This is a genomic window from Pseudarthrobacter sp. MOO13, from assembly GCF_058267655.1.
Genome location: NZ_CM177848.1, coordinates 2,431,706 through 2,444,641 on the forward strand (window position 1 = coordinate 2,431,706; position 12,936 = coordinate 2,444,641).

At 67.8% G+C, this 12,936-nt stretch carries 11 protein-coding genes; 8 read left to right on the top strand and 3 right to left on the bottom strand.

What is annotated here, in order from left to right; all coding sequences use genetic code 11:
• Positions 1–74 precede the first annotated feature (74 nt).
• From sucB to AC4EEO_RS11225, 3 genes are all read left to right on the top strand, one after another.
• On the top strand, positions 75–1,823 hold the full coding sequence (sucB, locus tag AC4EEO_RS11215) for a 2-oxoglutarate dehydrogenase, E2 component, dihydrolipoamide succinyltransferase (protein WP_491329737.1): 1,749 nt from the start codon (positions 75–77) through the stop codon (positions 1,821–1,823).
• Between the two features lie 155 nt (positions 1,824–1,978).
• Positions 1,979–2,332, top strand: a complete 354-nt coding sequence (locus tag AC4EEO_RS11220; protein WP_018761078.1) for a hypothetical protein — start codon at positions 1,979–1,981, stop codon at positions 2,330–2,332.
• Positions 2,333–2,483: 151 nt separating this feature from the next.
• Complete coding sequence (locus AC4EEO_RS11225; RefSeq protein WP_018761077.1) at positions 2,484–2,912, top strand: OsmC family protein; 429 nt, start codon at positions 2,484–2,486, stop codon at positions 2,910–2,912.
• A gap of 83 nt (positions 2,913–2,995) precedes the next feature.
• Here the strand turns inward: AC4EEO_RS11225 and AC4EEO_RS11230 are convergent, their stop codons facing one another.
• The gene (locus tag AC4EEO_RS11230) at positions 2,996–6,529 is read right to left on the bottom strand and encodes a S41 family peptidase (protein ID WP_491338858.1); all 3,534 of its coding nucleotides are present in this window, start codon (positions 6,527–6,529) and stop codon (positions 2,996–2,998) included.
• Between the two features lie 73 nt (positions 6,530–6,602).
• Between AC4EEO_RS11230 and AC4EEO_RS11235 the strand changes: the two genes are divergently transcribed.
• Positions 6,603–7,505, top strand: coding sequence for a TIGR01777 family oxidoreductase (locus AC4EEO_RS11235; protein WP_109864056.1), 903 nt, complete (start codon positions 6,603–6,605; stop codon positions 7,503–7,505).
• Positions 7,506–7,546: 41 nt separating this feature from the next.
• On the opposite strand, the gene AC4EEO_RS11240 is transcribed toward AC4EEO_RS11235, so the two are convergent.
• Positions 7,547–9,202, bottom strand: coding sequence for a serine/threonine-protein kinase (locus AC4EEO_RS11240; protein WP_491338859.1), 1,656 nt, complete (start codon positions 9,200–9,202; stop codon positions 7,547–7,549).
• A 138-nt stretch (positions 9,203–9,340) separates the two neighbouring features.
• On the opposite strand from AC4EEO_RS11240, the gene lipB reads away from it, so the two are divergent.
• The 4 genes from lipB to AC4EEO_RS11260 all read left to right on the top strand — a co-directional run bounded on the left by lipB (position 9,341) and on the right by AC4EEO_RS11260 (position 12,335).
• Complete coding sequence (lipB, locus tag AC4EEO_RS11245) at positions 9,341–10,009, top strand: lipoyl(octanoyl) transferase LipB (protein WP_109864058.1); 669 nt, start codon at positions 9,341–9,343, stop codon at positions 10,007–10,009.
• Entirely contained in the window at positions 10,006–11,025 is a 1,020-nt protein-coding gene (gene lipA / locus AC4EEO_RS11250) for a lipoyl synthase (protein ID WP_491329734.1), read from the top strand. Before lipB ends, lipA begins: the two co-directional genes overlap by 4 nt.
• 89 nt (positions 11,026–11,114) lie before the next feature.
• Entirely contained in the window at positions 11,115–11,867 is a 753-nt protein-coding gene (locus tag AC4EEO_RS11255) for a DUF4191 domain-containing protein (protein WP_018763580.1), read from the top strand.
• Between the two features lie 114 nt (positions 11,868–11,981).
• Complete coding sequence (locus AC4EEO_RS11260) at positions 11,982–12,335, top strand: DUF3817 domain-containing protein (protein ID WP_109864312.1); 354 nt, start codon at positions 11,982–11,984, stop codon at positions 12,333–12,335.
• A gap of 12 nt (positions 12,336–12,347) precedes the next feature.
• Here AC4EEO_RS11260 and AC4EEO_RS11265 read toward each other — a convergent pair whose 3' ends face one another.
• Positions 12,348–12,785: an RDD family protein gene (locus tag AC4EEO_RS11265; RefSeq protein WP_491338860.1), complete on the bottom strand. Its 438-nt coding sequence runs from the start codon at positions 12,783–12,785 to the stop codon at positions 12,348–12,350.
• Positions 12,786–12,936: the final 151 nt, after the last annotated feature.

Consider the following 12,936-nt stretch of genomic DNA (forward strand, 5'->3'; position numbering starts at 1 on the left):
AGGCCGGGTGCACTAGGCTTCCACCATGGCAGCAATCATTCGCACTAAAGATCAATAAGGAGAACGGGGACGACATGTCTGAATCCGTTAACTTGCCCGCCCTCGGTGAGAGTGTCACCGAAGGAACCGTCACCCGCTGGCTCAAGCAGGTAGGTGACCGGGTAGAGGTGGACGAGCCACTGCTCGAAGTCTCCACCGACAAAGTAGACACTGAAATCCCCTCTCCCGTAGCTGGCGTGATTGAAGAAATCCTGGTCGCTGAAGATGAGACCGCCGAGGTAGGCGCACCCCTGGTGCGCATCGGCGACGGCTCCGGCGGCGGTTCCGCACCCGCCGAAGAAGCCCCTGCGCAGGAAGCACCGGCCCAGGAAGCACCCGCACCGGCTGAGGCTGCTCCCGCCCAGGAAGCACCGGCCCAGGAAGCTCGTGCCCAGCAGGCACCGGCGGCCGGCGGCGAAAGCCACGACGTCACCCTGCCCGCGCTCGGCGAAAGCGTCACCGAAGGCACCGTCACCCGCTGGCTGAAGGCCGTAGGCGACTCCGTTGAGGTGGACGAGCCGCTGCTCGAGGTTTCCACTGACAAGGTGGACACCGAAATTCCGTCTCCGGTGGCAGGCACCCTGCAGGAAATCCGGGTCAACGAGGACGAAACCGCCGAGGTCGGCTCCGTGCTCGCCGTTATTGGCTCCGGCGCTCCCGCTGCTGCGGCTCCGGCTCCGGCTGCCGCACCTGCTCCCGAGGCCCCCAAGCAGGAGGCACCGAAGCAGGAAGCCCCCAAGCAGGAAGCTCCTGCCCCTGCCGCGGCTCCCGCCCCGGCACCTGCGGCGGCTCCCGTCCCGGCTGCAGCACCCGCTGCACCCGCAGCCCAGGAGGCAGCCCCGGCCGGCGGTTCCGAGTCCGGCTACGTCACTCCCCTGGTCCGCAAGCTCGCCAACCAGCACGGCGTTGACATCTCCTCGCTGTCCGGCACCGGCGTCGGCGGCCGCATCCGCAAGCAGGATGTCATCGCCGCGGCAGAGGCAAAAGCCGCTCCCGCCGCAGCTCCGGCTGCAGCGCCTGCCGCGTCCGCTCCGGCCGCTTCCGGCGCTGCTGCCTCCTCCCTGCGCGGCACCACCCAGAAGGCTCCCCGCATCCGCCAGGTCATCGCCCGCCGCATGCGCGAATCCCTCGAGGTCTCCACGCAGCTGACGCAGGTCCACGAGGTGGACATGACCAAGGTCGCCAAGCTGCGCGCCCGGGCCAAGAACTCCTTCCAGGCCCAGAACGGCACCAAGCTGACCTTCCTGCCCTTCATCGCCAAGGCTGTGGCCGAGGCCCTCAAGCAGCACCCGAAGCTCAACGCTGCCTACGACGAAGACAAGCAGGAAATCACCTACCACAACGCCGAGCACCTGGCGATCGCCGTCGACACCGACAAGGGCCTGCTGGTTCCAGTCATCGCCGACGCCGGCAACCTGAACCTTGCCGGCCTCGCCGGCAAGATCGCCGACGTCGCATCCCGCACCCGCGACGGCAAGATCGGTCCGGACGAACTCTCCGGCGGCACGTTCAGCATCACCAACATCGGTTCCGTTGGTGCCCTGTTCGACACCCCGATCATCAACCAGCCGCAGGTGGGCATTCTGGGCACCGGCGCCATCGTCAAGCGGCCCGTTGTGGTTGCTGACGAAAACAGTGACGACTCGATCGCCATCCGCTCCATGATGTACCTGTCCTTGACGTACGACCACCGCCTGGTGGACGGTGCGGACGCCGGCCGCTTCCTCCAGACCTTGAAGGCACGCCTGGAAGAGGGCGCTTTCGAAGCTGATCTGGGGCTCTAGCCTCCGCAGCAAAGACAACGACGGCGGTGCCGGCGCAGGTGGGAAACCGCCCGCGGCCGGCGCCGCCGTCGCGGTTTAACCAACGCAGCCGCTCCCGGGGCCGCCGTGGCGTGGCTTTGCTACGGGCCGTAGAATTGACTGGCTAAGCTGGTGCCATGACTATTCTCTTCAACATCCTGGTCTTCCTGCACGTCGTGGGAGCCGCCATGATCGTAGGCTACTGGATTGCCACGATGCGGACCCCCACCGTCCACCCGCGCCAGCGCGATGGCGCGTTCCTGCAGCTCCTCACCGGCATTGCCATGATGGGCATCCTGCCGTTCCTCCCGGACAAGGATCCGAACTACGCCAAGCTGGGCATCAAATTCGTCATTGCCGTCGTCGTGGCAGTCCTGGCCGTCATCGGGACACGCAAGGTCAAGAACGGGCAGCCTGTCTCCACCGGCCTGGCCCACGGCGTGGGCGGCCTGGCACTGGTGAACGTGGCCATCGCCACCATCTGGCAGTAGCCCCGCACCAGCCGGCCGTAAACGTCTGTCCGGTCATAATCCTCTGAGAGCGGACAACCCGTGCACCGGACGGACGTGGTCCCTAGGATGGGAAACGGCGGGCCCGGCCGCGGGTGGCCGGCCCGGATTCGAACCGACGTTGAGGAGAGACATGGCGACAACACGCAATGCGCACACTGTATGGACCGGAAGCCTGACGGAGGGTTCGGGCAACACCACCCTGGACAGCTCCGGCCTTGGCACCTTCGATGTCACCTGGAAGGCGCGCACCGAGGCCGCCGGCGGAAAGACCAGCCCGGAAGAGCTGATCGCCGCCGCCCACTCGGCATGCTTCTCCATGGCGTTCAGCCACGAACTGAGCCAGGCCGGCTTCACGCCTGAGGAAGTCAACACCAAGTCCGAGGTCGGCTTCCAGCCGGGGACCGGCATCACGGGCAGCCACCTGACCCTGAATGCCCGCATCCCCGGCATTTCGGAGGAGGACTTCCAGCGGATCGCCGAGGCCGCGAAGAAGGGCTGCCCGGTCTCCCAGGCCCTCGCCGGGATCGAGATCACCCTGGATGCCACGCTTCAGGCCTAAGCCTTGCCGGCATAGAGCACCAAAAAGGCCCTGTCCCGCCGGATGTCCGGCGGAGCAGGGCCTTTTGGTTTACCCGGAAAAACCTAGGCAGGCGTCTCCGCCTGGCCGGCCTGCCGGCGGGCGGGCAGCGGCGCAGGCTTCAGGCGGCGGTATCCGGAGCGGGCCGGCGGACGGTCGGTGGGCAGTTCCTGGATCATTTCCTTGAGCGCGCCGATGCCGTACTCAAGCTGGGGATCGCGGCCAGCGGCGTAGGCGTGCGGTGGGTAGGTCACTTCGATGTCCGGGTCCACGCCGTAGTTTTCAACGCTCCACCCAACACCGCCGCCGAACCAGGTGGCGTACCTGGGCTGGGTGACTCCCGTGCCGTCGGCCAGGGAGAAGCGGTTGTCGATGCCCACCACGCCGCCCCAGGTCCGCGTTCCGATGACCGGCCCGATCCCCCGCAGTTTGGAGACCTGGGTGATGATGTCACCGTCCGAGCCCGCGAATTCGTCGGCGAGAATGATCACCGGCCCGCGCGGAGCGTGGTGCGGATACGTCCGGGGCTTCTCCCCGCGCGGCATGCTCCAGCCGGTGACCTTGCGGCCGATCAGCTCAGCGACCAGCTGGGACGTGTGTCCGCCACGGTTCCGGCGCACATCGACAATGAGTCCGTCCAGCGCGGTTTCGGTGTCCAGGTCCCGGTGCAGCTGGGCCCAGCCGTTGGCCATCATGTCCGGAATGTGGAGGTAGCCGAATGTTCCGTCCGAGGCCTCGCGGACGGTGCGCCGGTTGCCGGCGACCCATTCCTGGTACCGCAGCCGTTCCTCGTCCTTGACAGGCACGACGGCGACCCGCCGCTGGGTCCCTGCAGCGCCGCCGTGTCCCGGGCCGTTGAGCAGGGTCAGCTCCACTGCGCGTCCGGCCGCACCCACCAGCTGCATGGCCGGGGTGACGGCCTGTGACAAGGGGACACCATCGATGGCAAGGAGGATGTCCCCTGCCTTGGCGCTGACACCCGGCCGGGTCAGCGGCGACGTGGCGAGCGGATCGGAGGACTCACCGGCCAGGATGCGGGTGATCTCCCAGCCCTGCGGTGTGTGGGTGAGGTCGGCGCCGAGGCGGCCCTGCCCGCGGCTGCCCCGCTCGGTCACTGCGGCCGGGCGCACGTAGGCGTGGGATGTGCCGAGTTCGCCGTGCAGCTCCCACAGCAGGTCAATCAGGTCATCGTGCGAGCCGAGGCGGTCCACCAGGGGACGGTACCGGGCGCGGATGGATTCCCAGTCCTGGCCGGCCATGTCTTCGGTCCAGAAGAAGTCGCGCTGCAGGCGCCAGGCTTCATCGAACGCCTGTCCCCAGACGCTGAGCGGGTCCAGCAGGACCCTGATCCTGCCCAGGTCCACTTTGACGGCTTTGCCGGATTCCTCATCCGCCTTGGCATCGGATGGAACGGCAGTGACCTGCTTGTCCGAGACCAGGACCACCTTGCTGCGGTCCCCGGACAGGCGGTAGCTGTCCACGGCGTCCACCAGCGTGGCTTGCTTGCGGCGGGCGACGTCGTAGCGGACCAGGCTGGGGCGGGCGTCCTTGTCCTCCTGGCTGGCCTTGCCGTCGCCGGTCACGCCGGCCAGGACGGAGTCGAGCCACAGGAGTCCGCCGTCCACGGCCTTCAGTGAGCTGTAGTTGCCCTGGGGTACGGGAACCCCGATGACGCGGTGCGCCAGGCCTTCCGGGTCGACGTGGACAGCTGCCGCGCTGTCCTGCTGCCCTTCGCTTGCGTCCGCGCCGTCCTTTACGGTTTCGGGTGCGGTCTCCTCGCCGGCGGGATCCACCGACGGGCCAAAGGGCGACGGCGTGTCAGCTGCGAGTGCCACCAGGTAGGGCTTGATGGGGCTGGGGAAGGAAAGGTCGAACGAGTGCCCGTCGTAGACCGGATCGAAGCTGCGGTTGGACAGGAACGCCAGGAACTTGCCGTCAGAGGTGAACGACGGCGAGGCGTCGCGGAAACGGCCGTCAGTGACCTCCACGGGATCGGCGTCGAGGCGGTCCACGGTGGCCAGGCGCAGACGGCTGCGTGAGCCGAAGGACGTGACCGGTTCCGACCACGCCAGCCAGCGCGAGTCGGCGGACCAGGCCAGCTCGGAGATGCTGCCTTCGCCGATGCTGGCAACGCGCGTGAGGTTACCGGTTCGAGTGTCGGCCAGGTGGACGTCGCCGAACGAGGTGCCCAGTGCTATCCACCGGCCGTCCGGGCTGGCTTCGAGCGAACTGGCCCGCGACGGCGTGGGGACGGTGATGCCGGTGGGCGCCGTGTCCTCCCTGTTTTCCGCGGCGGCCGTCGAGTCCTGCGGGGCGACGTCTGCCTGCTGGTCGTCGTCGGCGGGAACATGTTGGTTTCCGCCCGCAAGGACTGCGGCGCCGGAGGCCGGGACCGGTTGCGGCAGGTTGGGCGTTTCGGGGCCCTCCGTGCCCGTTTGTCCGGCGTCGGCGGAGTGGTCCGCCGTAGGTTCCTGGCCCGGTGCCGTCGCCTGCTGGGCACTATGCGGGACAGGTGCGGCGATGTCCTTGATGTGCAGCGCCTCGACGCCGTCGTGGTCGGCGATGTAGGCGATGCGGCCGTCGCCCAGGGGCCGGGGCAGGCGCCCGCGGACACCCGGGGTTGCCTCGATGATGCGGGAGGGCCCGTCCTTGTGGCGCACCCAGTGGATGGTTCCGTGCGATTCGACGGCGCTGGCGGCTCCGGTGGTATCGGGTGCCACGGCGCCGAGGTGTTTTGCCGGGTCGAGGAGGGCCGGACGCCTGGTCTGCGAGGCAGAGCCCAGGGAGATCTCCAGCTTGACCGCCTCCGATTCGAGGTCACTCAAGACCCAAAGTTCACCGGCGGATTCGAAGATGACCCGTTTGCCGTCGGTGGCGGCGTGCCGGACGTAGAAGTCCTGGTGGTCGGTGTGCCGGCGCAGGTCCTGTCCGTTGGGCAGCACCGAGTAGAGGTTGCCGTAGCCCTCATGGTCGGAGAGGAAGGCGATCCGGCCAGCCACCCACAGGGGGTCGGCGAGATTGCCGTCCAGGTCGGGCAGCAGCCGTTCGAATTCGCCGTTGCCGTCGTTGTCGATCCACAGCTTTCCGGCGGTACCGCCGCGGTACCGCTTCCACCATGCCGGTTCGCGGGACAGCACGGTCCCCAGCACCACCGGACGTTCGTCGCCCACCTCGGGGCCGAACGCAACCGATTCAACCGGGCCGTACGGCAGTTCCTGCGCCCACCCGCCGTCCAACGGGACACTGTAGGCGTAGGTGTGCCGGCTTTCGGCCTGCCGGAATGCGCTGGTGACCACCACGGAACCGCCGGCGGTGAACCCCTTGACCCTGGTGCTGCTGTGCCCGAAGTAGGTGAGCTGCCGGTATCCGCCGCCGTCGACCTGTGCCGAGACAACCTCCGGCGCCGTGCCCTGCACCACCGTCCACACCAGCCGCTTGCCGTCCGGGGTGAACCGCGGGTTGCGGGCGGGTAATTGGAGGGACGAGACGCGCCAGGCCCGGCCGCCGTCCAGGGGCGCGATCCAGACGTCGTCCTCGGCCACGAAAGTGACCAGGTCGCCGTGCAGATGCGGGAAACGGAAGTAGCTCGAGGAAGTCATCGTTCGATCATAGTCAACCACCGCCTGCCCCCGCGGGAGGTGCCGGAGCCGCGCTGGCGTGGTGAGATGGACCATGCACATCGTCATGGCCGGCGCCTCCGGGCTCATCGGCACCTCCATGTCCGCAGCCTTCCGAGACGCCGGCCACTCGGTGGTGACACTGGTCCGCCGACAACCTGCGGGAGCATCAGAGATCAGGTGGGATCCGGCGGCCGGCGTCCTGGACCCCGGCGCCCTTGCCGGCGCCGACGCCGTCGTCAACCTGGCCGGCGCCGGCATCGGCGACAAGCCCTGGACGCGGCGCAGGGTCGAGGAACTGTTCAGTTCGCGGCTGGCACCCACCAGGACCCTGGTGCAGGCCATGGCGCAGCTTGAAACCCCGCCTGCCACCTTCATCAGCCAATCAGCGTCAGGATATTACGGCGACGCCGGCAACACGGTCCTGCGCGAGGACGCACCTGCCGGTTCAGGCACGTTGGCACAGATCTGCATCGAGTGGGAACGCGAAGCCAACCTGGCGCCCGAGGGTGTTCGCGTCGTGACGCCCCGCACCGGGGTGGTGTTCAGCCGTTCCGGCGGAGCACTGGGCAAGCTGCTCCCCCTGTTGCGGCTGGGCGTGGGCGGCCCGTTCGGAAACGGCCGCCAGTTCTGGCCGTGGGTGACGCTTCCGGATGTCTCGGCCGCCTTCCTGTTCCTCCTCGAATCCCAGGTGGCGGGGCCGGTAAATGTCGCGGCCCCCGGGCAGGCGGACGTCAATGCGATCGTTGCGGCGCTGGCGCGCGCCCTGCACCGGCCTGCCGTGCTGCGGGTTCCGGCGCCCGTGCTGCGGACCGTGATGCCCGGGCTCGCTGAAGAGCTTCTGTTGTTCAGCCAGCGGATGGAGCCTGCAGTTTTGTCGGCTGCCGGCTTCCAGTGGCAGCACGGGAACCTTGACGCCGCAGCCCGCTGGGTGGTCGGGAAGGACAACGCCGGCTGACCAGGGGCACTGGTGCGGCAGCCCTGCCCGCGGGCGCGTCATCAGCCGCCCGGAAGGATGTTGCTGATCTTCCACCGGCCGTCCACGGACACCAGGGCCAGCCTGAGCCGCTGCGCCGGGCTGGCCGGCCCTGTCGCCAGCACCTCGTTCTCCGGGCCCACGGCCTGGTAACCCGAGGAGGCGGAGGTCAAGCGCACGACGGCGTGGTCCTGCGTCGACCCGGATTCGGGCGTGACCTCCGAGACCATCGTGGCGAAACCGTCGAGGCGCTGGCGGGAAGCACCCAATGGCCCGGCAATGTCCTGGTCAGCGGCCGCGGCGGGCGATCCGGGCGCGTTGACGGCGGACAGCAGATCCACACTCCCGGTATTGAAGGCATGATCCCGCAGCGCGGCCAGCCCCCGAACAGCCACCGCAGGATCGGCAGCCGCAGCTTGCTGCCGGGCCTCGGCCAGCACGTCGACGGGGCTACGCCCGGCGTCATGGCCTGGCGCGGCCGGTCCTTGCGGAACGCCGGCAGCGGACGGCATGCCCGGAGCGGAGTCTCCGAGCCACGGTCCTGCACCGGCGGAAGCGGCCAGCCACCACATCCCAGCCGCCGCCACGCCCACTGCCGGCAAGGCGAGCCGGGCCGGCAGCCGCGGAATATGCAGTGCCCGGACCCCGGCAGGGGCGCCCGCATGCTTCCCATGTGACGTTGCTTCGGCCTGGGGCGAAGGAAAGCGGCGGATCCGGGCCCGCGCTGCCGGGCCCGGCCACCGCAAGGTCGAGAGCCGCCGCCGCAGTCTCCGGAGTCTCGTGCCCAGCGCGGAACCCTTCGCTTCGGCGGGGATACTGCGGCGGGTGAGCAGCTCCGGAAGGACCGTGGGATGGACGGCACCCGAGAGGTCAAGAGGCAGTGCCTCCGCGCTGCGGAAGACGGCAGTACCCAGCGCCATGGCAGTAGGCCGCAGCCGGCGGTCCTCGTTCAACCCTTGTTCGAGGGCTGCGGCAAGCTCCTTCGGGACACCGGGAACCAGCAAGGACAGCGGCGGGCGGTCCAGCGTGCGGCCGGGCGCTTCACCGGTCAGGCAAAACCAGCCAATCGCAGCCAGCGAGAACACATCGCGCCCTGGCTGAAGCCCCGCGCCGGCGCCATCAACAGGCGACGGGTCAACGAATCCGCCGGTTCCAGCCGTCACTGCCCGGCCAGGATCGCCGAGCATCCGGGCCACACCGACGTCGGACAGCATCGGTTTCCCCTGCCCGGTGAACAGGATATTCCCGGGCGCCACATCCGAGTGCGTGAAGCCTTGGGCGTGCAGGTATCCCAGGGCCTGCGCAACGGGAGTCAGGACGGTGACGCTTTCTCCCACGCTGAGCCTGCCCCGGGATGCCACCAACTGCGCCAGCGAACCGCCAGCGGCGAAGTCCATGGTCAGGGCCGTCCCCGGCGCGGGCCCGGCGACGCGCACGGCATCGTGGGCCCTGATGAGGTGCGGGTGGTCCAAGACACTGAGGATGCGGATTTCCCTTCGCACTTCCTCCTCCCGCATGGCCTCGTCCCGGGCTCTGCCGTCCGGGGCACGGAAGCACTTCAGCGCAAAGTCCCTGCCCGTGCGCTGTTCCGTGGCCAGCCAGACATCCGCGCTGCCGCCGCGGCCAAGCAGCCGGCCGACGTCGTAGCCCGGGACTTCGGGAGCTTGTGCACCATCCATGCTCCATGTCTATCGGAATCCGGGGCGGGCTGCAGAAGTTATCCACAGGCCGTGGCCGCTGCAGTCACATTGGGTGCCCGCCGGTGAGCTTGGACACTAAACCGGGCCGGGACGGCTTCGGGGTCTAAGCTGGATTCCATGACTCTTGAGTTTTCACAGCTGGGTCTTGCCCCCGACTTCGTTGACTACATGGAAGGCTGGGAAGCCCAGCGCGAGCTCCATGACAAGGTTGTCGCCGGAGTTGCCCCCAGCACAGTCCTGCTCCTGGAGCACGCAGCCGTTTATACGGCCGGCAAGCTCACCGAGGACCACGAACGGCCGTTTGACGGCACGCCGGTCGTCGCGGTGGACCGCGGCGGCAAACTCACCTGGCACGGCCCCGGGCAACTGGTGGCCTACCCCATCCTGAAGCTGAAGAACCGTGCCGGCATCCGCGACTACGTGGAACGCCTCGAAGACATCATGATCACGGTCATGGCGGACTACGGCATCAAGGCGGAACGCATCAAGGGTCGCGCGGGCGTCTGGATCAAGGCGGACGCCATCGGTCCCGACCGCAAGATCGCCGCCATCGGCATCCGGGTCTTGAACGGCGTCACCATGCACGGCATCGCCATCAACTGCAGCAACGATCTCGCCCCCTACGGCCAGATCATTGCCTGCGGCATCACCGATGCAGGCGTGACCACCATGTCCTTGGAAACAGGACAGGACATCCGTCCGGCCCATATTGTGGACCGGTTCGTGGAGGAATTCCACAAGCACGAAGAAGCATTGGTTTCGAGCCCTGAAGGAGCTCTACTGTGACATTGGCACCTGAAGGCCGGAAGATGCTGCGGATCGAGCAGCGCAATGCTGCCGTTCCGGTGGAGCGGAAGCCGGAATGGATCAAGGCCAAGGTCCAGATGGGCCCGGAGTTCGTCGGGCTGAAGAACCTGGTCAAAAAGGAAGGCCTGCACACCGTCTGTGAAGAGGCCGGCTGCCCGAACATCTTCGAATGCTGGGAAGACAAGGAAGCGACCTTCCTGATCGGCGGTTCCGAATGCACCCGCCGCTGCGACTTCTGCCAGATCGACACCGGCAAACCCTCCCCCGTGGACATGTTCGAACCCACCAAGGTGGCCCGCTCCGTCCAGTCCATGCAACTGCGCTACGCCACCGTCACCGGTGTGGCCCGCGACGACCTCGAAGACGAAGGCGTCTGGCTCTACGCCGAAACCGTCCGCAAGATCCACGAACTGAACCCCGGCACCGGCGTGGAACTGCTCATCCCCGACTTCTCCGGCAACCCCGACCACATCAAAGCGATCTGCGACTCCGCCCCCGAAGTCTTCGCCCACAACGTCGAAACCGTGCCCCGGATCTTCAAACGGATCCGGCCCGCGTTCCGCTACGACCGCTCCCTGGACGTCATCACCCAAGGCCGCAACCTGGGCATGGTCACCAAATCCAACCTCATCCTGGGCATGGGCGAAACCCGCGAGGAAATCTCCGAAGCCCTCCGCGACCTCCACGAAGCCGGCTGCGACCTGATCACCATCACCCAATACCTCCGCCCCTCCGAACGCCACCTCCCCGTGGACCGCTGGGTCAAACCCCAGGAATTCGTCGACCTCCAGCACGAAGCCCAGGACATCGGCTTCCTCGGCGTCATGTCCGGCCCCCTGGTCCGCTCCTCCTACCGCGCCGGCCGCCTCTGGGCCACCGCCATGCGCAAAAAAGGCCGCGACATCCCCGCCGAACTCGCCCACATCGCCGACGGCATCCAAGACTCCGGCACCACCCGCCAGGAAGCCAGCACCCTCCTCGGAGCGCATTCCTGACGCGCACCCGCACTGACTGGCCCCAGGCCGGACACCGGACGATTCCGGCGTCCGGCCTTGGCATTTAAGTCACGTAGAATTGAGGCACTATGGCTAAATCCCCTGACTCCAGCAACTCCACCCCGGCGGGCCCAAGCGCGGTGAAGCGCGGCCTGTTCTCGCGCAAGCCGAAGGAAGCGAAGGCCAAGAAGCCCAGCAGGCTCAAGCAGATCGGCGAGGTCTTCACCATGACCCGCCGCCACGACCCCATGGTTCCGTGGCTGATGCTCCTGGTGTTCCTGGGCGTTGTAGCCGTGAGCTTCCTGGTGGGCTTCTGGCTGGATAACTGGATCACCGGCCTGATCATCGGTATTCCGCTGGGCCTGCTGGCGGCCACCTTCATTCTCTCCCGCCGTGCCGAACGCGCAGCGTTCGCGCAAATCGAAAACCAGCCCGGCGCCTCCGGTGCCGCGCTGGGCACGCTGCGGCGTGGCTGGATCACCGAGGAACAGCCTGTGGCTGTCAACCCCCGCACGCAGGATGCCGTGTTCCGTGCGGTAGGCCGTCCCGGCGTCGTCCTTGTCAGTGAAGGCCCCACCCACCGCGTGAAGCCCCTGTTGGATGCCGAGCGCAAGCGCCTCGCACGGATCCTGCCCAACGTTCCGGTCCACACGATCCAGACCGGGCACGGCGAAGGCCAGGTCCCGCTGAGCCAGGTGGCCAAGAAGATGGGCAAGATGAAGAACGAACTGACCAAGCTGGAGGTCAGCACCGTGTCCAAGCGCATCGCATCCATGGGCACCCGGCTGCCGATCCCCAAGGGCATCGACCCGTACAAGGCCCGTCCCAACCGCGGACGCTAGCTGGCCGAACGCCCCGGAACCGGCACAGCCGGCTGCCGGGGCGTTTTTTCTTGCCGCCCACGCGGCGGCCACCGTATGACGGACCGTGAACCTACCAACGACAGGAACACCACCATGCCGCTGAGGACCACCGTGATCCGGGCTTTCCGGATCCTCGCCATCGCCGAAGCCTGCAGCTGGGCAGCGCTGCTGGCCGGGATGTACTTCAAATGGATCGCCGGAACCACCGAAGTTGGCGTCCAGGTGGCGGGCCCGGTCCATGGCGCGCTGTTTATCGGCTACGGCCTGGCAGCGCTCACGCTATGGCGTGTGCAGCGGTGGCCTTTCCGGGTGGCGGCGCTGGCAGGCTTCTCCGCGATCTTCCCGTTCGCGACCATCCTGTTCGAGCGCTGGGCCGGACGCCGCGGCTACCTTGGCGCCCCCGCGCCGGAGGGCACCCCGGCCCGCCTCACGTCCAGCCGCACCTAGCAAGAGCAGCGGCTACCGGCGGACCAGCAGCGTATTCATGGCCTTGTCATGAAGGCCGCGCTGGTCGGGGTCGAATATGACGGCGGGGATGACCAGGCAGAGCAGCACCGTCCTCACCAGGGCCGCGAGCGGTCCCGGGGTGCCGCCGCCGGGCCTCACCACGGCGATGCCCATCACCCGGTGGCCGATGCTGTAGCCGAGGGTTCCCACCAGCAGGATCTGCTCGATCGCGAAGACCCCGAGCGTCGCCCAGGAGTCGCCACCGAAAGCGAAATTGCTGATCAGCAGCGCAATGCCCCAGTCGATCATGATGGCTGCGATCCTGCGCCCCGCCCGGGCGATGGAGCCGGGACCGGACTCCGGCAGGCCCAGGCGCTCCCCCGGATACTTCGAGATGCCGGAGGTGTCCGGCCCGCTGAGCCAGGAGCCAATGTCTTTGCGATCTACCACCGTCCAAGCTTACCGACCCGCGGGACGCGCGACGCGCCCACAGTGTGGATAGGACTCGACCACACTATGGACGGAGGATAGCGTGGTCATAGCAGGGCATTCTGTAACCTGCCCGAAACAATGCGGACACGGACGGGAAATGCCGCATCCA